This window comes from Pseudomonas laurylsulfativorans (genome assembly GCF_002906155.1).
GTDB lineage: Bacteria > Pseudomonadota > Gammaproteobacteria > Pseudomonadales > Pseudomonadaceae > Aquipseudomonas > Aquipseudomonas laurylsulfativorans.
On the sequence record NZ_MUJK01000005.1, the window covers coordinates 223,546 to 243,236 of the forward strand.

Below are 19,691 nucleotides of genomic sequence, written 5' to 3' on the forward strand. Positions count from 1 at the left end.
ACCCCAAATACCACGGATTTAGCTAATTAGCTTGACGCCGTGTATCATACACGCACGCGATTTTTGGGGCCATTTATGCGGATCATCAGTGTGAACGTCAATGGTATTCAGGCTGCAGTCGAGCGTGGTTTGCTCAGTTGGCTGCAAGCACAGAATGCCGACGTCATCTGCCTGCAGGACACCCGCGCCTCCGCCTTTGAACTGGACGATCCAGCCTTCCAACTGGATGGATACTTCCTTTATGCCTGCGATGCCGAAGTCCCCGCCCAAGGTGGCGTGGCTTTGTATTCGCGGCTGCAACCGAAGGCTGTCATCAGCGGTCTCGGTTTCGAGACGGCCGACCGCTACGGGCGCTACCTGCAAGCCGATTTCGACAAGGTCAGCATCGCGACCTTACTGCTCCCTTCGGGGCAGAACGGCGATGAAGACTTGAACCAGAAGTTCAAGCTAATGGACGACTTCGCCCGTTATCTGGATAAACAGCGACGCAAGCGTCGCGAGTACATTTATTGTGGCTCGCTGTACGTGGCGCAACAGAAGCTGGATATCAAAAACTGGCGCGACAGCCAGCAATCTCCGGGCTTCCTGGCACCTGAACGTGCCTGGATGGACGAGATTGTCGGCAACATGGGTTATGTCGACGCCCTGCGGGAAGTCAGCCGGGAAGGCGACCAGTACAGTTGGTGGCCGGATAACGAACAGGCGGAGATGCTCAACCTCGGTTGGCGCTTCGACTATCAACTGCTGACGCCGGGCCTGCGCCGCTTCGTACGCAGCGCACGTCTGCCACGCCAGCCGCGGTTCTCGCAACACGCGCCGCTGATCGTGGACTACGACTGGACGCTGACGATCTAAGTGATTTTTCACTGAACAGTCAGACAGATGGTCGAAAAAAGCCCGTATCGCAAGATACGGGCATTTTTTTATGCGCTCTATCCAGAGGTTCCCATCGACCTGAACTTCAAGCCGCGGTGAAAAACGGCAGAGCGAGATACAACTTGATCACAATGACATTAATGATGTCGATGAAGAAAGCGCCCACCATGGGCACCACCAGGAACGCTATCTGCGAAGGCCCGTAGCGTTGCGTCACCGCTTGCATGTTAGCGATGGCAGTTGGCGTGGCCCCCAGTCCAAAACCGCAGTGTCCTGCCGCCAGTACAGCCGCATCGTAGTTACTACCCATGACCCTGAACGTCACGAACATTGCAAACAGCGCCATGACCAGCGTTTGCGCCGCCAGGATAATGAAGATCGGCAAAGCCAATGCGGCCAGATCCCAGAGTTTGAGTGACATGAGAGCAATTGCCAGAAACAGTGACAAACTGACGTTCCCAAGCACGGAGACTTCACGCTCAAACACTTGATACAAGCCAAGCGCTGAAAGCCCGTTTCGCAAAAGCACCCCCACGAACAAGACACAAACGAACGTCGGCAACTCGAATGCGCTTCCGTGGAGCATCTCGTTCAGAAGAGTACCTGCCAGCAGGCTGACGGCGATCAGCGCGAGCGTCTCGATAAACGAAAAAGGTGTGATCGAGCGCTCTTTGTTCGGCTGTTCAAAGCCTTTTGGCACCCGTGGCTTTTCTTGATCAACGCATCCCGGTACTTGTACGCGCTTGATGAGGTGGCGAGCAACTGGCCCACCGATCAATCCGCCCAGCACCAATCCAAACGTCGCAGAGGCCATCGCAAGCTCGGAGGCAGATGCCAGACCGTACTTCTCACTGAACGTAGCCCCCCACGCAGCCCCCGTACCGTGACCGCCGGCCAACGTAACCGAGCCTGTCAGCAGGCCCATCAAGGGATCGAGCCCCAAGAGACTCGCAAGACCGATACCCATGGCATTCTGGACCAGTAAAAGCCCGGTGACCGCCAGTATGAAAACACCCACTACCCGTCCGCCCTTCTTCAGGCTGGCGAAGTCTGCACTCAAGCCAATGGTGGCGAAAAACGCCAACATCAGGGGTGTCTGCAACGAAGTGTCGAACCGGACCTCAACATCAAAGCCGCGCAAAGCCAAGAGAACCAAGGCAACTACCAGGCCGCCCGCTACAGGTTCGGGGATATTGTAGGCGCGTAAAAAGCCGACACGTGTGACAAGCCCACGCCCCAGCAAAAGTACTAAAGAGGCCGCTACTAATGTTCCATAAAAATCGAGCTGAAGCATTCTTGATATTCTTGCTTATATATTCAGGGGCGAACTTTTTACCTGGACACGCCTCTTGAACAGGTTGATGGATCTCAACACTGATTGGTATTAGATTCAGAGGCCGTCAATGGTCTGAATATATCGAAATATTTCTTGATGAATATTACTGGGGGCAACCTTATCAACCGCCAAGTCCAAATGCCAAGCATACAAGCGGCACTGAGCTTTGCAGTTTGTGTCTAAACGTGTAAAAAATATTATGTGCAAGAATTAACTTAGTTTGAATAGCGAGCGACCAAACACGTAATAATAGAGATTAATCTGATTCCAGAAAAACAAATGCCCCGACATGTCTGGGCATTTGTTTTGAGTTGCAGCGAACTACATTTGAAACAGCATCCAGCGCCTTGGATTACTTGATCAACCGCCAAGTGAACGGATACCGATAAGGCTGACCTTCATTGGCCTTCACCCCGGCTATGATCGTCAGCACCAGCGCACCGATCGCGATCAGGCCAAACAAGAAGAACCCGATAATCAACAGCATCAGCAGGAAGCAGATAGCCGAGGCGATCGCGACGGTGATCTGAAAATTCAGCGCTTCCTTGCCCTGGGCATCGATGAACGGGTCCATCTCGCGCTTCATTTGCCAGAGAATCAGCGGGCCGATGATCGTGCCGAACGGAATCCAGATACCCAACAAGGCGGACAAGTGGCAGAACATCGCCCACTGACGCACCTCTTGGCTCGGCGTTGGCAGCGGCAGTTGCTCGTCACTCATGGTGTCCTCCTTGCCTGGAGCAGTCCGGTCAGTCGGCCAAAGCGGCCTTTTGCAGTTCGAAGATTTCGTTCATGCCTTTCTTCGCCAACTCCAGCATGGCGTTCAGCTCTTCAGGCTGGAACGGCGCGCCTTCGGCAGTGCCCTGGACTTCGATGAAACCGCCAGCGCTGGTCATCACCACGTTCAGGTCGGTCTCGGCAGCCGAGTCCTCCAGGTAGTCGAGGTCGAGCACTGGCTCACCCTTGTACATGCCCACGGAAACAGCAGCGATCATTTGCTTGACCGGGTCGCCGCCCTTCAGGCCGCCACGCTTCTTGATGACTTTCAGGGCATCGATCAGCGCAACCATGGAGCCGGTGATCGAAGCAGTGCGGGTGCCGCCATCGGCCTGGATTACATCGCAGTCAACGTACAGGGTGACGTCGCCCAGCTTGGACATGTCCAGCGCCGCGCGCAGGGAGCGACCGATCAGACGCTGGATTTCCAGGGTGCGCCCGCCTTGCTTGCCACGACTGGCTTCCCGCTGGTTACGCTCGCCGGTAGCGCGCGGCAGCATGCCGTACTCGGCAGTCAACCAACCCTGGCCCTGGCCTTTCAGGAAACGCGGTACGCCCGGTTCAACGCTGACGGTGCAGATGACCTTGGTATCGCCGAACTCGACCAGCACAGAACCCTCGGCGTGTTTGGTGTAGTTGCGGGTGATGCGGATCGAGCGGAGCTGATCGGCAGCGCGACCACTTGGACGTATCATAGGGAGTACCTGTACTGGGGACGGAAAACTGCGGAGCATTATAGAGCCGCCGGCCGTCACTGGGCACTTCTAAAAAAATCCGCCGACGACCGAAGGCTCTGCACCGCACGCCGGAGCAGGCCTGCTGCTGTTTGTCATACCGTGTGTTTGGGCGCATCCGCACCACTGCGCTACAATCCTGCGCCTTTGCTGCCAGTCGGCTTTAATTCATTGATATCGGATTCCCGGAACCACAGTTCTGTGCCGATCTGCCTTGCGAGGTACCGCCATGGTGCACAGCATGACCGCCTTCGCCCGCGTCGAAAAAGCCGGCGTCCAGGGCACCCTGAGCTGGGAACTGCGGTCGGTCAACAGCCGCTACCTGGAACCCCACCTGCGCCTGCCGGAGTCCTTTCGCGACCTCGAGGGCGCTGTGCGTGAAGCCCTGCGCCAGGGCGTATCGCGGGGCAAACTCGAATGCACCCTGCGCTTCACCGAAGAGAACACCGGTAAAGCGCTGCAAATCGATCAGGAGCGCGCCGCGCAACTGGTCGCCGCCGCCGAGACCATCGCCAGCCTGATCAAAAGCCCGGCCGCGCTGAACCCTCTGGAAGTTCTGGCCTGGCCCGGCGTACTGGTAGGCGATGCCACCGACCCGCAAGCCCTGAACGCCGAAGCGCTGGCACTGTTCAATCAGGGCCTCAAGGAACTGAAGGCCGGCCGTGAGCGCGAAGGCGCGGAGCTGGCGCGGCTGATCAACGAGCGCCTGAGCTCCATCGAAGAAGACGTGGTGACCCTGCGCGAACTGGTCCCGCAAATGCTCGCCACCCAGCGCCAGAAAGTCCTCGACCGCTTCGCCGACATGAAGGCCGAGATGGACCCGCAGCGCCTGGAGCAGGAAATGGTCATGCTCGCGCAAAAAAGCGACGTCGCCGAAGAACTGGATCGCCTGAGCACCCACATCATCGAAGTTCGCCGGGTACTCAAATCCGCTGGCGCTGCCGGCAGACGCCTGGACTTCCTGATGCAGGAACTCAACCGCGAAGCCAACACACTGGGCTCCAAAGCCTTCGACCCGCGCAGCACCCAGGCTGCGGTCAACCTCAAGGTGTTGATCGAGCAGATGCGCGAACAAGTGCAGAATATTGAGTAAGGCAACCCCGACATGACCCACAGCACTGGCACCCTGTACATCATTTCCGCCCCTTCGGGCGCGGGCAAGAGCAGCCTGGTCAAGGCCCTGACCGACGCCAATCCGGAGATCCGCGTCTCGGTCTCCCACACCACCCGCGCCATGCGCCCCGGTGAAGTGAATGGCGTGAACTATCACTTCGTCGACCGCAGCGAGTTCGTGAAGATGATCGAGCACGGGGACTTCCTCGAGCGCGCCGAAGTGTTCGGCAACCTCTACGGCACCTCGCAAAGCCACCTGCAGCAAACCCTGGACGAAGGCCACGACCTGATTCTGGAAATCGACTGGCAAGGTGCCGAGCAAGTGCGCAAGCTGATGCCTCAGGCCCGCTCGGTCTTCATTCTGCCGCCGTCATTGCAGGCCCTGCACCAGCGCCTGACCAATCGCGGCCAGGACAGCGACGAGATCATCGACGGTCGCATGCGTGAAGCCGTCAGCGAGATGAGCCACTATGTCGACTACGACTACCTGATCATCAACGACGATTTCGCCCACGCGCTGCACGATCTGAAGGCGATTTTCCGCGCCAATCAGCTGATCCAGAAGCGCCAGCAGCAGCGTCACGGCAAATTGCTCGCTGAATTGCTCGGTTAATCAGCTCTTCCCAAAACTGCTGCAAGGGCTTTACATTGGCACTTGCAGCGCGTTGAAGGGCTTGGTCAAAAAATCAGCGCTTCCCTAATCGCTGGTGATTTTTTAAACTGTTGAGTCCGCTCGCCCATCCGGGCAGCGCGCATATTGCATTTGCTACGAGGAAGACCATGGCCCGCGTAACCGTTGAAGACTGCCTAGAACACGTGGATAACCGCTTTGAGCTGGTCATGCTCTCTACCAAGCGTGCCCGTCAACTGGCCACCGGCGGCAAAGAGCCGAAAGTAGCATGGGAAAATGACAAGCCTACCGTTGTCGCCCTGCGCGAAATCGCTGAAGGCCTGATCGACTACGCAGCTATCGCCGAAGCCGAAATCGTTGAAGATGAACCGCTTTTTGCTGCATTCGAGGACGAGTCCAACGAGGCCGTCTAAGCCTATGCCTGGTCGACGTAGCACGGCGCGGGATAAAAGCTTACGGCAGGAGATATCATGCCGAGCATAGACGCCCTCGCCGATCGCTTATCGACCTACCTCGGCAAAGACCAGGTCAACCTGGTCCGCCGAGCGTATTTCTACGCCGAACAAGCCCACGACGGCCAACGCCGCCGTAGCGGCGAGGCGTACGTAACGCACCCACTCGCGGTTGCGAACATTCTTGCCGACATGCACATGGACCATCAGAGCCTGATGGCCGCGATGCTGCATGACGTGATCGAAGACACCGGGATTGCCAAGGAAGCGCTGCAAGCGCAGTTCGGCGAAACCGTGGCCGAATTGGTCGACGGGGTCAGCAAACTGACCCAGATGAACTTCGAGACCAAGGCCGAAGCCCAGGCCGAAAACTTCCAGAAAATGGCCATGGCCATGGCACGCGACATTCGTGTGATCCTGGTCAAGCTGGCCGACCGCCTGCACAACATGCGCACCCTGGAAGTGTTGTCCGGCGAAAAACGCCGCCGCATCGCCAAGGAAACCCTGGAAATCTATGCACCCATCGCCAACCGGCTGGGCATGCACGCCATCCGCATAGAATTCGAAGACCTCGGCTTCAAGGCCATGCACCCAATGCGTTCCGCGCGCATCTACCAGGCCGTCAAGCGCGCCCGGGGCAATCGCAAGGAAATCGTCAACAAGATCGAAGAGTCCTTGAGCCACTGCCTGGCCATCGACGGCATCCAGGGCGAGGTCAGCGGTCGCCAGAAACACCTCTACGGCATCTACAAGAAAATGCGCGGCAAGCGTCGAGCCTTCAACGAGATCATGGACGTCTATGCGTTCCGGATTATCGTCGACAAGGTCGATACCTGCTACCGCGTGCTGGGTGCTGTACATAATTTGTACAAACCATTGCCGGGACGCTTCAAGGATTACATCGCGATCCCCAAGGCCAACGGCTATCAGTCGCTGCACACCACGCTGTTCGGCATGCACGGCGTGCCGATCGAGATCCAGATCCGCACCCGCGAAATGGAAGAAATGGCCAACAACGGCATCGCCGCCCATTGGCTCTACAAGTCCAGCGGTGACGAACAGCCCAAAGGCACTCATGCCCGCGCCCGCCAGTGGGTCAAAGGCGTGCTGGAAATGCAGCAACGCGCTGGCAACTCGCTGGAATTCATCGAGAGTGTGAAGATCGACCTGTTCCCGGACGAGGTCTACGTCTTCACGCCAAAAGGCCGGATCATGGAGCTGCCCAAAGGCTCCACGGCGGTCGACTTCGCTTACGCGGTGCACACCGACGTGGGCAACAGCTGCATTGCCTGCCGGATCAATCGTCGACTCGCGCCGCTGTCCGAGCCACTGCAAAGCGGTTCCACGGTCGAGATCGTCAGTGCCCCCGGCGCTCGGCCGAACCCGGCCTGGCTCAATTTCGTGGTCACCGGCAAGGCGCGCACGCACATTCGCCACGCACTGAAACTGCAACGCCGCTCCGAATCCATCAGCCTCGGCGAGCGCCTGCTGAACAAGGTCCTCAACGGTTTCGACAGCGCGCTGGAGAAAATCCCGGCCGAGCGCGTCAAGGCCATGCTCGTCGAGTACCGCCTGGAACTGATCGAAGACTTACTGGAAGACATCGGCCTGGGCAATCGCATGGCCTATGTGGTGGCCCGCCGGTTGCTGGGCGAAGGCGAACAGCTGCCAAGCCCTGAAGGCCCGCTGGCGATTCGCGGCACCGAAGGCCTGGTGCTCAGCTACGCCAAGTGTTGCACGCCGATCCCGGGCGACCCGATTGTCGGCCACTTGTCCGCCGGCAAAGGCATGGTCGTGCACCTGGACAACTGCCGCAATATCAGCGAGATCCGCCACAACCCGGAAAAATGCATTCAGCTCTCGTGGGCCAAGGATGTCACCGGCGAATTCAACGTCGAGCTACGCGTCGAGCTGGAGCACCAGCGTGGCCTGATCGCCCTGCTGGCCAGCAGCGTCAACGCCGCCGACGGCAACATCGAGAAAATCAGCATGGACGAACGCGATGGTCGCATCAGCGTGGTCCAACTGGTGGTCAGCGTACACGACCGTGTGCACCTGGCCCGCGTGATCAAGAAACTGCGCGCCCTGACCGGGGTGATCCGCATCACCCGCATGCGCGCCTAAGCCCGTCCTTACAAGGAGTCATACATGACCAAGACTGTTATCACCAGCGACAAGGCCCCGGCCGCCATCGGTACTTACTCCCAGGCGATCAAGGCTGGCAACACCGTTTACATGTCGGGTCAGATTCCCCTGGACCCAAAAACCATGGAACTGGTTGAAGGCTTCGAAGCCCAGACCGTCCAGGTGTTCGAGAACCTCAAGGCCGTAGCTGAAGCCGCTGGTGGTTCGTTCAAGGACATCGTCAAGCTGAACATCTTCCTCACCGATCTGAGCCACTTCGCCAAGGTCAACGAGATCATGGGCAAGTACTTCGACCAGCCTTACCCTGCTCGCGCCGCCATCGGCGTAGCAGCCCTGCCAAAGGGTTCGCAGGTTGAAATGGATGCCATCCTGGTCATCGAGTAATGCGTACGGCGCAGCCCCGGGCTGCGCCGACTGCTCTGCTGTAAAGAAAGCTTGAAAGGATTCCACCATGCGCAACGCGCTTGTTCTCTCGCTGCTCGCCCTGTTCCTGGGCGGATGTGCCAGCAACCCTGCCGACCGTGATATCAGCGGCACCTGGATCAACCAGGTGGCGATCGATGCTGCCGCCAAAGGTGTCCCCCTGCGCGAAGCGCTCCAGGCCTATGGCCCGAACCTGGAATGGGATATCAACACCAAGGCCGGTCAGGCCCGCTACACCAACGGTTTTGAAAACGTCGACGGCAAGCTGCTGGGTGAAGAATCCGGCACCTGGAAAGTCGACTTTTATGGCAGCTCGGCCAGTGAGCTGAAGCGCGACGGCAAGCAACTGAGCCAGTCCGCCAGCGACAACGAGCCCGAACAGGTCTTCGACCGCACTCAGGTCCCGGTGCCGGAGGGCGCTCCGATCGGTGCCAGTTTCGAACGTGCACTGTATTCAGCCTACCTGGGCGGCGGCTGGACTATCGCCAGCGGCCCCGGCGAAGGCAGCACGGTTCAATTCCAGGCCGACGGCCAGGTGACCGGCTTGCCGGGTAGCGATCGCTATGCGCTGTGCCTGGCGGGCGATTGCGCATCCATGAGCGGCGGCAACGACAACATGTGGCTGCAACTCAATGGCCAGGGCAACGCCTGGATCTTTGCGCGCAAGGGCAAGGAGCTGGAGATTTTCCAGGCCGTGAACACAGCGCAGGCGGACGAGATGCCTTCGTTTACGCCGGGCGAGCGCAAGTGGCTGCTGGAAAAGCAATAAGCGCCCGTTAAAAGCACCACAAAACAGTGTGGGAGCGAGCTTGCTCCCACAGTTGTTTCAGAGTGCCTGAACGTCAGCAGCGACCTTCCAGAATCGCCGCATACCCCTCGCGAAAACTCGGATACTTCGGCGTCCAGCCCAAGGCTTTTGCGCGCGCATTGCTGCAGCGCTTGCTGCCAGTGCGACGTACGGTGGCGTCGTCGTCCCATTCGGTCACACCCAGATACCCGCGCAACCAGCCCACCACATCCGCCAGCGCTGCCGGCTCGTCATCGACGCCGATGTAGACATCATCCAGCGCCACGCCACGTCGATCCGCCTCAAGCAGGCACGCCATCAACCCTGCGGCATCGTCCGCATGAATCCGGTTGGCATACAACGGTGGCTCGACCGCCACACGATAACCCCGGCGCACCTGCGTCAGCAGCCATTCACGGCCAGGGCCGTAAATGCCGGTCAAACGCACCACACTGGCCGGGATACTGCTCTTGAGCGCGAGTTGCTCGGCTTCTAGCATCACACGTCCGGAATAGCCCGCCGCCACCGTCGGCGAAGCTTCGTCGACCCACTCGCCTTCCTGCTGCCCGTAAACACTGCTGCTGGAGACGAACAGCAGGCGATTGGGCACCTGCCCATAGTCGTTAAGCCACTCCAGCACATGCTCCAGGCCCTGGACATAGGCAGCACGGTAACCGGCTTCGTCGTGATCGGTGGCCGCCGCGCAGTACACCAGGTAATCCACGGCACCGATTGGCCAAGTGGCCGGGCAGTCTTTGTTGAACAAATCACCGGCAACGCCGATGACGCCTTCGGGCAGGCGAGAAACATCGCGTCGCAGGCCATGTACCTCCCATCCCGCCGCCAGCAATTGTGTGGCAAGGCGGCTGCCGACATCACCGCAGCCGGCGATCAAAACAGTAGGCGCAGACATCAGAAAACTCCCATCGCAAAGCCACAGACTAGCGCCGGCAATAGACAGGCGGCTAGCAATGCAGGAAAAAAAGAGACTCTATTACTTCTGTTAACAAGAATTACTTGCAATAATACGCGCCACTTTTGTTCTCGGCCCTTCGAGGCCTGGAAGAACATCACCCGTTTATTCTCTCAGGTCCGGCCAGCATGACACGCAATCAATTCCCCGCTTCGCCAACCAAACGACCTCGCGCCTGGAGCGCAGTGGCCGCCCTGCTCCTCAGCCTGATGCTCGCGCCAGTCGCCGCTTTCGCTGATGCCCAGGCGCCAGCCACACCGGCCGCCACCGCACCGGCTCCAGCCGATCACGCTGCCCCGGCCGCCGATCCGGCCCAGGCCGCACCGGTAGAAGCGCTGGGTGAAGACGTCCCTGAAGTCCTCGAAGCCGACAACACCCTGGGCATGGCCCATGACCTGTCGCCGTGGGGCATGTACCAGAATGCCGACATCATTGTGAAAATCGTGATGATCGGCCTGGCCATCGCCTCGATCATCACCTGGACCATCTGGATCGCCAAGGGTCTTGAGCTGATGGGCGCCAAGCGTCGTCTGCGCGGTGAAATCGCCCAACTGAAAAAATCCGCCTCCCTCAAGGAAGCCAGCGCCACCGCGGCGAAGGAAGGTACCCTGGCCAACCTGCTGGTACATGATGCGCTCGAAGAGATGCGCCTGTCGGTCAACAGCCGTGAAAAAGAAGGCATCAAGGAACGCGTCAGCTTCCGTCTTGAGCGCTTGGTCGCGGCCTGCGGTCGCAACATGAGCAGCGGCACCGGCGTACTGGCGACCATTGGTTCCACCGCACCGTTCGTCGGCCTGTTCGGCACCGTGTGGGGCATCATGAACAGCTTCATCGGCATTGCCAAAACCCAGACCACCAACCTCGCCGTCGTCGCTCCCGGCATCGCCGAAGCCCTGCTGGCCACCGCGCTGGGCCTGGTTGCAGCGATCCCTGCGGTCGTGATCTACAACGTCTTTGCCCGCTCCATCGCCGGTTACAAGGCTCAGGTGTCTGACGCGTCGGCACAGGTACTGCTGCTGGTCAGCCGCGACCTCGACCACCAGCCTGAGCGCAGCTCGCAACCGCACATGGTGAAAGTGGGGTAATCGGCCATGGGCCTGCATTTGAAAGAAGGGGCAGACGACGATCTGTCCGAAAACCACGAAATCAACGTCACGCCGTTCATCGACGTGATGCTGGTGCTGCTGATCATCTTCATGGTGGCGGCCCCGCTGGCCACCGTGGACATCAAGGTCGACCTGCCCGCCTCCACCGCCAAACCGGCGCCGCGGCCAGAGAAACCGGTGTTCCTCAGCGTCAAGGCTGACCAGCGCCTGTTCCTCGGCGAAGACGAAGTGAAGGCCGAAGCACTCGGCGCCACGCTCGACGCCAGGACCCAGGGCAAGAAAGACACGACGATCTTCTTCCAGGCTGACAAAGGCGTGGATTACGGTGACCTGATGAGCGTGATGGATAACCTGCGTTCTGCCGGCTACCTGAAAGTGGGTCTGGTCGGTCTCGAGTCGGCAGTCAAGAAATGATCACGACGCGCCATAAGCTGACGCGTTACAGCGGTAGCCTGGCCGTGGTGCTGGGTGTTCACGCGCTGGCCATCGCGCTGGCGCTGAACTGGTCCGCCCGTCCGCCCATCGAATTGCCTCCCCAGGCAATGCTGGTCGAACTGGCACCGGTTCCTGCCCCGCCACCGCCTGCTCCGCCGAAGGTCGTCACTCCGCCGCAGCCACCGGCCCCGGTTGAAGAACTGCCGATACCCAAGCTCGCTGAAGCGCCTAAAGCTGAAATTGCCGTGCCCAAGCCAGTCAAACCCAAGCCGAAGCCGCAGCCGCCCAAACCGGTAGAGAAGAAACCTGATCCACCGAAGGAAAAACCGGCCGAAGAGAAACCTGCCGAAACGCAGCAGACTCAGGCGCCAACGGAGAAATCCGCCCAGCCTGCGCCAGGCCCTTCGCCGGCTCAACTGGCGGCCAAGGCCAGTTGGCAAGGCACACTGCTGGCGCACCTGCAGAAGTACAAGAAGTACCCGGCCAGTGCACAGGCGCGGGGCAAGGAAGGCATGAACCGTTTGCGTTTCGTCGTGGACGCCGAAGGCAATGTGCTGTCGTTTGAGCTGGTAGGTGCCTCGGGCACTGCCGATCTGGACCGGGCCACCCTGGAAATGATCCGCCGCGCCCAACCTCTGCCCAAGCCACCAGCCGATATGCTGACCAATGGCTCTATCGAAATCGTTGCACCCTTTGTGTATTCGCTGGAAAAGCGCCGACGCTAAAAACGTCGCGCAGCCCTTTGTAGGAGCGAGCTTGCTCGCGATGGTCGCCAACGATAATGCGGCGAGTCTGACACCCCGCGGTGGTGTCAGGTTTATCGCGAGCAAGCTCGCCCCTACAAGCACCCAGTCTGATAACGTGCGTCTATCGATTGCAGCCGGTATGCTTGGCCCGCAACTTCATGGACGCTTGCTATGACCCTCACAGAATTACGCTACATCGTTACCCTCGCCCAAGAGCAGCACTTCGGCCACGCGGCCGAGCGTTGCCACGTCAGTCAGCCGACCCTTTCGGTGGGCGTGAAAAAGCTTGAAGACGAACTCGGTGTGCTGATTTTCGAGCGCAGCAAAAGCGCCGTGCGCCTGACTCCGGTCGGCGAAGGCATCGTCGCCCAGGCTCAAAAAGTGCTCGAACAAGCCCAGGGCATCCGCGAACTGGCCCAAGCCGGCAAGAACCAACTGACCGCCCCGCTGAAAGTCGGCGCGATCTATACCGTCGGGCCATACCTGTTCCCGCACCTGATTCCACAATTGCACCGGGTCGCCCCGCAGATGCCGTTGTACATCGAAGAAAACTTCACCCACGTGCTACGCGACAAACTGCGTAACGGCGAACTCGATGCGATCATCATCGCCCTGCCGTTCAGCGAAGCCGACGTGCTGACCCTGCAACTCTACGACGAGCCGTTCTACGTGCTGATGCCGGCCCAGCACCCATGGACGCAAAAAGAGTCCATCGACGCCAGCCTGCTCAACGACAAGAGCCTGCTGCTGCTCGGCGAAGGTCACTGCTTCCGCGATCAGGTACTGGAAGCCTGCCCGACCCTGACCAAAGGCAACGACGGCGCTAAGCACACCACGGTGGAATCCAGTTCCCTGGAAACCATCCGCCACATGGTCGCCTCTGGCCTTGGGATATCGATCCTGCCGTTGTCGGCAGTCGACAGCCATCACTACGCCCCTGGCGTAATTGAAGTGCGTCCACTCTCGGCACCAGTACCTTTCCGCACCGTGGCCATTGCCTGGCGCGCCAGCTTCCCACGCCCGAAGGCGATTGAAATCCTCGCCGACTCCATTCGCCTGTGCTCGGTGGCCAAGCCAGCGGCACAGGTCGCTGCGGGCTAAGAAACGGTCATGAGCGAGTTGTCGCAAGTGTCGGTGACGGCACTCAAGGGTGTCGGTGAAGCCATGGCCGAGAAACTGGCCAAGGTCGGCCTGGAGAATCTCCAGGACGTGTTGTTTCACCTGCCGCTGCGATACCAGGACCGCACCCGCGTGGTCCCGATTGGCGCATTGCGGCCCGGACAGGACGCGGTCATCGAAGGCACCGTCAGCGGTGCCGATGTGGTCATGGGTCGTCGTCGCAGCCTCGTGGTGCGCTTGCAGGACGGCACCGGCGGACTCAGCTTGCGCTTCTACCATTTCAGCAACGCGCAGAAAGAAGGCCTCAAACGCGGTACGCGGATTCGCTGCTACGGCGAGGCGCGGCCTGGTGCTTCGGGGCTTGAGATCTACCACCCGGAATACCGCGCCATCACCGGCGACGAACCGCCGCCCGTGGATGAAACCCTGACACCGGTGTACCCGCTCACCGAAGGCCTGACCCAACAGCGTTTGCGCCAGCTGTGCATGCAGACCCTCACCTTGCTCGGCCCCAGCAGCCTGCCCGACTGGCTGCCGAACGAACTGGCCCGGGACTACCAGCTGGCGCCGCTGGCGGATGCGATCCGCTATTTGCACAACCCGCCCGCCGATGCCGACGTCGATGAGCTGGCCCTCGGTCACCACTGGGCGCAGCACCGCCTGGCCTTCGAAGAACTGCTGACCCATCAACTGTCACAACAGCGCCTGCGCGAAAGCATGCGCTCCCTGCGCGCACCGGCAATGCCCAAAGCCTCGAAGCTGCCGGCCAAGTACCTGGCCAACCTCGGCTTCAACCCCACCGGCGCCCAGCAACGGGTAGGCAACGAAATCGCTTACGATCTCAGCCAGCACGAACCAATGCTGCGGCTGATCCAGGGTGACGTCGGCGCCGGTAAAACCGTGGTCGCCGCCCTTGCCGCGCTGCAAGCGTTGGAGGCCGGTTATCAGGTTGCCCTGATGGCGCCCACCGAGATTCTCGCCGAGCAGCATTTCATCACCTTCAAACGCTGGCTCGAACCGCTGGGCATCGAAGTCGCATGGCTGGCCGGCAAGCTCAAGGGCAAGAACCGCGTGGCCGCGCTGGAGCAAATCGCCAACGGCACACCGATGGTGGTCGGCACCCACGCGCTGTTCCAGGATGAAGTGCAATTCAAGAACCTGGCGTTGGTGATCATCGACGAACAGCACCGTTTCGGCGTACAGCAACGCCTGGCCTTGCGGCAGAAAGGCGTTGGCGGGCGCATGTGCCCGCATCAGCTGATCATGACCGCCACGCCGATTCCGCGCACGCTGGCCATGAGCGCCTACGCCGACCTCGACACCTCCATCCTCGATGAATTGCCCCCCGGCCGAACCCCGGTCAACACCGTGCTGATCACCGACACCCGGCGGGTCGAAGTCATTGAGCGAGTGCGCAGTGCTTGCGCCGAAGGGCGTCAGGCCTATTGGGTGTGCACGCTGATCGAAGAGTCGGAAGAGCTGACCTGCCAGGCCGCCGAAACCACCTTTGAAGACCTCACGGCCGCCCTCGGCGAATTGAAGGTCGGGTTGATCCACGGCCGCATGAAACCTGTGGAAAAAGCCGCGGTGATGGCCGAATTCAAGGCCGGCAACCTGCAACTGCTGGTTGCTACCACGGTGATCGAAGTGGGCGTGGACGTGCCCAACGCCAGCCTGATGATCATCGAGAACCCCGAGCGCCTGGGCTTGGCGCAACTGCACCAGTTGCGTGGCCGGGTCGGCCGGGGCAGCGCCGCCAGCCATTGCGTGCTGCTCTACCATCCACCACTGTCACAGATCGGCCGTCAGCGCCTGGGCATCATGCGCGAAACCAACGATGGTTTCGTCATCGCCGAAAAGGATCTGGAACTGCGTGGTCCCGGTGAGATGCTCGGTACCCGGCAAACCGGCCTGCTTCAGTTCAAGGTCGCTGACCTGATGCGCGATGCCGATTTGCTGCCCGCCGTACGGGATGCCGCCCAGGCATTACTCGAGCGCTGGCCAACTCATGTCAGCCCGCTACTCGACCGTTGGCTGCGTCATGGCCAACAATACGGCCAAGTGTGACAACCGTCACAGTTTCAGAGGCGTGGCCCCAAACAAGCTGGTTATACTCCTGCAACTGTTTTAGTCCGGATACAGACCATGACCGAAGTTGCCTTCGCACCCGACACCCCGCACGCTCCGTCGGTTATTCGGCTGATGCTGGGCAAGTTTGGCATCGCCTACGAAGAAGTGCTGGACCATCACGGCCTCAATGCCGCACGCAAAGTGCAGGCCGTTCTGCTGGATGACAGCGTGGGCGCGTTGATGGTGCTGTTCCCGCAGAGCCAATTGCTGGACCTCAATCGTCTCACTGAACTCACCGGTCGCCGCCTCACCGCCGTACCGACCGAACGCCTGACAAAAATGCTCGGCAAGCACAATCTCAGCTTGCTGCCGGGCCTGCCGGCGCTGACCAGCTCACCGTGCCTGTACGACGAAAGCCTGCTGCGCGAGCCGAAGTTGCTGATCAACTCCGGTGAGCCGGGCGTGCTGCTGGAAATCTCCAGCGAAGACTTCAAGACGACCATGCTGACCAAGGCCAGTGCCGCCAATTTCGGCGAAAACCTGAGCAGCATTCGTCCGAACCTTGATCGCCCTGATGATGACCGCCAGGAAATCAGCCAGGCCGTTCAAGCATTCACCGCACGACGCATCCAGCAACGACTGGAAGCGACCATCGAAATTCCGCCGCTGGCTGAAACCGCACAGAAAATCATCAAGCTGCGCGTCGACCCCAACGCCACCATCGATGACATCACCGGCGTGGTCGAAACCGACCCGGCGCTGGCTGCACAAGTCGTGAGCTGGGCGGCATCCCCGTACTACGCCTCACCGGGCAAAATACGTTCAGTGGAAGACGCCATCGTTCGCGTGCTGGGCTTCGACCTGGTGATCAACCTGGCGCTGGGCCTGGCCCTGGGCAAAACCCTGAGCCTGCCCAAGGACCACCCGCAGCACTCCACGCCGTACTGGCAGCAATCGATCTACACCGCCGCCGTCATCGAAGGCCTGACCCGCGCCATGCCGCGCGCCCAGCGTCCGGAAGCCGGCCTGACCTACCTGGCCGGCCTACTGCACAATTTCGGCTACCTGCTGCTGGCCCACGTGTTCCCGCCGCACTTCTCGCTGATCTGCCGCCACCTGGAGGTCAACCCGCACCTGTGCCACAGCTTCGTGGAACAGCACCTACTGGGCATCAGCCGTGAACAGATCGGATCGTGGCTGATGCGCTACTGGGACATGCCCGAAGAACTGGCCACCGCCCTGCGCTTCCAGCACGACCCGGCCTACGACGGCGCCTACGCCGAATACCCGAACCTGGTGTGCCTGTCGGTGCGCCTGCTGCGCAGCCGCGGCATCGGCTCCGGTCCGGACGAAGACATCCCTGACGTACTGCTGGAACGCCTCGGCCTGAGCCGCGAAAAAGCCAACGACGTGGTCAGCAAAGTTCTGGAAGCCGAAGTGCTGCTGCGCGAACTTGCCTCGCAATTCACTCAAGGCTGAAAAGCAATCGCGAGCAGACTCGCTCCCACAAGGATCACCAAAACCCTGTAGGAGCGAGCTCGCTCGCGAAAGTCGTCAACGATGACGCGTGCATCCTGGATAAACCCGGAGGTACTTGAGTTTCTCGTCGGAACGCCGCCCGGAGCAAGCCCGCTCCTACGCCTTCTTCGGCTTCAAATACTTGGTCAGCCCCTGGAACCAGATCACCAGCGCCGGGTTGCCCTTGATCTGGATCGACTTGTCCTGAATCCCCGTCATGAATGCCAACTGCTTGTTCTTCGCCTGCATCGTGGCAAAGCCATAAGCCGCGTCCTTAAAGGCAATCGCAAATGCAGGCTCGGCATGCACACCCGATTGACTGGTGATGCGCTGGTCCTTCACGCGGAAATTCCGCGCCACTTTCCCGTCCAGGGTCTGCAGCTGAAACACCAGGTCCTTGTCACCCAACTGCTGCTGAAAAGCCGGATTGGTCCGGCTGGCCTTGCCCATCAACAAACCCAGCATCCACAGCAGAAAACGAAATTTCATGCGCACAGCCTCAAGAGGAAAATGAACGGCTTTGGCAGTTTAACGGCTTCAGAGGAGAACACCAGTATCCAGCTGCATTAGAAGAAGATCATTACCATTACCTGCACGATGACTACCAGGTCACAATTATCCGCAAATCACTTCAGCCTCTCCACATGCCAGTTCTGCACCTGAAAAAACAAATCGGATCATCTGGATGAACCGGAAATGGCGGCGATTCTCGCCAAGCAACAATGCGGGCTCGGCTGATTCGTCATCCACAAAAAATGGGCACCCAACCCTGGTTGGCGTGCCCATTTTTTATTTCACTCCCCCGCTAAGCGGGAGGTGAATACGTATTACGGATTAACGCTGTCTTTCAACGACTTACCTGGCTTGAACGCAACGGTGTTGCTGGCCTTGATTTTGACGGGTTCACCGGTTTGCGGGTTTTTGCCGGTGCGGGCACCGCGATGGCGTTGCAGGAAGGTGCCGAAGCCCACCAGCGTCACGCTGTCTTTGCGGTGCAGGGCACCGGTGATTTCTTCAAGAACGGCGTTGAGAACGCGGTTGGCTTGTTCTTTGGTGAGGTCTGCTTTTTCAGCAATGGCTGCAGCGAGGTCTGGTTTACGCATGTGAGTGAAGCCCCTTTGACGGTTTGTTGTTGTTATGTCCGTGCTGCCCTCTGCGGAGCAGCGCCAAAAGCGCCGCAGATGCTCTACTCTGCGGCAGACGGGAGTGAGGATGGCACGCAGTGAGGCCCCGCGCCAGTATCGGCGCGGCCTTTGTTAGGGCAAAAGGGGGGTGATTCCGACAGAACGACCGGTATTTATGCCAGCAGGGCCGGAAGCTCTTTGTTCAGGGCCAGTTTTTCCATCACGGCGGCACCGGTGAGGGCATAACCGAGCAGCTTGCCCGCGGCATCACGGCATAAAACCTTGATGTCGGCACCCTGCCCTTCGACGGTCCAGATGCCCTCTGTGCCTCGTGGCGGCGGGGACACCACCAACGGGCAGACCGGAGTTTTGACGGTGATCGGCATCGGGCCATAGGTGACGGCGGTCGGGTTGCCGGCGAGGGTTTGCGCCAGCGCTCGCGCACAGCTCATCAGGGGCATCACGTACAGCAGATTCAGCCCGTCGACTTCGGCACAGTCGCCAAGGGCGTAGATGTTGGCGTGAGAGGTTTTCAGGTGCCTGTCGACCACGATGCCGCGATTGACCTGCAGACCGGCCGCAGCCGCGAGGTCAATGCGTGGACGCAGGCCAATGGCCGAGACCACCACATCGCACGGGATCACCTGGCCATCGGACAGGTGCGCTTCGAGGCCGTCCACCACGCGCTGCAGGCGATTGAGCACCGGCCCGAGGTGGAAGCGTGCGCCGAGGCTTTCAAGGCCAGCCTGCACCGCCGCCGCTGCCGCCGGGTGCAGCAGGGTCGGCATGACTTGTTCGCACGGCGCAACCAGCTGCACTTCGTAGCCGCCCAGGGTCAGGTCGTTGGCGAACTCGCAGCCGATCAGGCCGGCGCCGAGCAACAGCACGCGGCGCTTGCCGGCGGCTGCCGCGCGAAAACGTGCGTAGTCTTCCAGGTCGTTGATGGGGAACACGCAATCCGCCGCGTCGCCTTCAATGGGCACGCGCACGGTTTCGGCGCCCCAGGCCAGGATCAGGTCGCGATAGACCACCGCTTCTTCGCCGATCCACAAGCGTTTGTGGCCCGGATCGATGCCGCTGATGCGAGTGTGGGTGCGTATTTCGGCCTTGAGTTGCTCGGCCATGGCGCCGGGTTCGGCCATGCTCAGGCCGTCGGCATCCTTGTTTTTACCGAAACCGGTGGAGAGCATCGGCTTGGAGTAGGAACGCCCGTCATCGGCGGTAATCAGCAGCAGCGGAGTTTCGCTGTCGAGTTTGCGAAACTCGCGGGCGGCGTTGTAGCCAGCCAGCCCGGTTCCCACGATGACCACAGGTGCGTTCATTCCT

At 60.2% G+C, this 19,691-nt stretch carries 20 protein-coding genes; 13 read left to right on the forward strand and 7 right to left on the reverse strand.

Annotation, left to right across the window (positions count from 1 at the left end):
* Window positions 1–75: 75 nt before the first annotated feature.
* Window positions 76–855: an exodeoxyribonuclease III gene (locus B0D71_RS17845; protein ID WP_003176915.1), complete on the forward strand. Its 780-nt coding sequence runs from the start codon at window positions 76–78 to the stop codon at window positions 853–855.
* Window positions 856–961: 106 nt separating this feature from the next.
* Here the strand turns inward: B0D71_RS17845 and gltS are convergent, their stop codons facing one another.
* From gltS to rph, 3 genes are all read right to left on the reverse strand, one after another.
* On the reverse strand, window positions 962–2,170 hold the full coding sequence (gene gltS, locus B0D71_RS17850) for a sodium/glutamate symporter (protein WP_103395942.1): 1,209 nt from the start codon (window positions 2,168–2,170) through the stop codon (window positions 962–964).
* Between the two features lie 394 nt (window positions 2,171–2,564).
* Window positions 2,565–2,933: a DUF4870 domain-containing protein gene (locus tag B0D71_RS17855; RefSeq protein WP_103395943.1), complete on the reverse strand. Its 369-nt coding sequence runs from the start codon at window positions 2,931–2,933 to the stop codon at window positions 2,565–2,567.
* A gap of 28 nt (window positions 2,934–2,961) precedes the next feature.
* On the reverse strand, window positions 2,962–3,684 hold the full coding sequence (gene rph / locus B0D71_RS17860; RefSeq protein ID WP_007989575.1) for a ribonuclease PH: 723 nt from the start codon (window positions 3,682–3,684) through the stop codon (window positions 2,962–2,964).
* A 268-nt stretch (window positions 3,685–3,952) separates the two neighbouring features.
* Here rph and B0D71_RS17865 point away from each other — a divergent pair, with 268 nt between their 5' ends.
* From B0D71_RS17865 to B0D71_RS17890, 6 genes are all read left to right on the forward strand, one after another.
* Window positions 3,953–4,816, forward strand: coding sequence for a YicC/YloC family endoribonuclease (locus tag B0D71_RS17865; RefSeq protein ID WP_103395944.1), 864 nt, complete (start codon window positions 3,953–3,955; stop codon window positions 4,814–4,816).
* A gap of 12 nt (window positions 4,817–4,828) precedes the next feature.
* Complete coding sequence (gmk, locus tag B0D71_RS17870) at window positions 4,829–5,449, forward strand: guanylate kinase (RefSeq protein WP_095964337.1); 621 nt, start codon at window positions 4,829–4,831, stop codon at window positions 5,447–5,449.
* A gap of 167 nt (window positions 5,450–5,616) precedes the next feature.
* Window positions 5,617–5,880: a DNA-directed RNA polymerase subunit omega gene (gene rpoZ, locus B0D71_RS17875; RefSeq protein ID WP_007921129.1), complete on the forward strand. Its 264-nt coding sequence runs from the start codon at window positions 5,617–5,619 to the stop codon at window positions 5,878–5,880.
* Between the two features lie 57 nt (window positions 5,881–5,937).
* Window positions 5,938–8,043 (forward strand): bifunctional GTP diphosphokinase/guanosine-3',5'-bis pyrophosphate 3'-pyrophosphohydrolase, encoded by a 2,106-nt coding sequence (gene spoT, locus B0D71_RS17880; protein WP_103395945.1) that lies wholly within the window; start codon window positions 5,938–5,940, stop codon window positions 8,041–8,043.
* Between the two features lie 24 nt (window positions 8,044–8,067).
* Window positions 8,068–8,448 carry a RidA family protein gene (locus tag B0D71_RS17885; protein ID WP_003229509.1) on the forward strand — a complete coding sequence of 127 codons (381 nt, stop codon included), beginning with the start codon at window positions 8,068–8,070 and terminating at the stop codon, window positions 8,446–8,448.
* Between the two features lie 67 nt (window positions 8,449–8,515).
* The gene (locus tag B0D71_RS17890; protein WP_103395946.1) at window positions 8,516–9,256 is read left to right on the forward strand and encodes a hypothetical protein; all 741 of its coding nucleotides are present in this window, start codon (window positions 8,516–8,518) and stop codon (window positions 9,254–9,256) included.
* Window positions 9,257–9,329: 73 nt separating this feature from the next.
* On the opposite strand, the gene B0D71_RS17895 is transcribed toward B0D71_RS17890, so the two are convergent.
* Window positions 9,330–10,187, reverse strand: a complete 858-nt coding sequence (locus B0D71_RS17895; protein ID WP_103395947.1) for an SDR family oxidoreductase — start codon at window positions 10,185–10,187, stop codon at window positions 9,330–9,332.
* A 188-nt stretch (window positions 10,188–10,375) separates the two neighbouring features.
* On the opposite strand from B0D71_RS17895, the gene exbB reads away from it, so the two are divergent.
* The 6 genes from exbB to B0D71_RS17930 all read left to right on the forward strand — a co-directional run bounded on the left by exbB (window position 10,376) and on the right by B0D71_RS17930 (window position 17,202).
* Window positions 10,376–11,332 carry a tonB-system energizer ExbB gene (gene exbB / locus B0D71_RS17900; protein ID WP_103395948.1) on the forward strand — a complete coding sequence of 319 codons (957 nt, stop codon included), beginning with the start codon at window positions 10,376–10,378 and terminating at the stop codon, window positions 11,330–11,332.
* A 6-nt stretch (window positions 11,333–11,338) separates the two neighbouring features.
* Window positions 11,339–11,767, forward strand: coding sequence for a TonB system transport protein ExbD (gene exbD, locus B0D71_RS17905; RefSeq protein WP_103395949.1), 429 nt, complete (start codon window positions 11,339–11,341; stop codon window positions 11,765–11,767).
* The gene (locus B0D71_RS17910) at window positions 11,764–12,513 is read left to right on the forward strand and encodes a TonB family protein (RefSeq protein ID WP_103395950.1); all 750 of its coding nucleotides are present in this window, start codon (window positions 11,764–11,766) and stop codon (window positions 12,511–12,513) included. Before exbD ends, B0D71_RS17910 begins: the two co-directional genes overlap by 4 nt.
* Window positions 12,514–12,705: 192 nt before the next feature.
* Window positions 12,706–13,635, forward strand: a complete 930-nt coding sequence (locus B0D71_RS17920; protein ID WP_007975189.1) for a hydrogen peroxide-inducible genes activator — start codon at window positions 12,706–12,708, stop codon at window positions 13,633–13,635.
* Between the two features lie 9 nt (window positions 13,636–13,644).
* Window positions 13,645–15,720 (forward strand): ATP-dependent DNA helicase RecG, encoded by a 2,076-nt coding sequence (recG, locus tag B0D71_RS17925; protein WP_103395951.1) that lies wholly within the window; start codon window positions 13,645–13,647, stop codon window positions 15,718–15,720.
* Between the two features lie 78 nt (window positions 15,721–15,798).
* A complete protein-coding gene (locus B0D71_RS17930; RefSeq protein WP_103395952.1) occupies window positions 15,799–17,202 on the forward strand; it encodes an aminoacyl-tRNA deacylase and HDOD domain-containing protein in 1,404 nt (467 codons plus the stop codon).
* A 156-nt stretch (window positions 17,203–17,358) separates the two neighbouring features.
* Here B0D71_RS17930 and B0D71_RS17935 read toward each other — a convergent pair whose 3' ends face one another.
* The 3 genes from B0D71_RS17935 to B0D71_RS17945 form a co-directional block, all read right to left on the reverse strand.
* Window positions 17,359–17,730 (reverse strand): helicase, encoded by a 372-nt coding sequence (locus B0D71_RS17935; protein WP_103395953.1) that lies wholly within the window; start codon window positions 17,728–17,730, stop codon window positions 17,359–17,361.
* A gap of 338 nt (window positions 17,731–18,068) precedes the next feature.
* The gene (locus B0D71_RS17940; RefSeq protein ID WP_003195589.1) at window positions 18,069–18,344 is read right to left on the reverse strand and encodes an HU family DNA-binding protein; all 276 of its coding nucleotides are present in this window, start codon (window positions 18,342–18,344) and stop codon (window positions 18,069–18,071) included.
* A 194-nt stretch (window positions 18,345–18,538) separates the two neighbouring features.
* A complete protein-coding gene (locus B0D71_RS17945) occupies window positions 18,539–19,687 on the reverse strand; it encodes an NAD(P)/FAD-dependent oxidoreductase (RefSeq protein WP_103395954.1) in 1,149 nt (382 codons plus the stop codon).
* Between the last annotated feature and the right edge of the window lie 4 nt (window positions 19,688–19,691).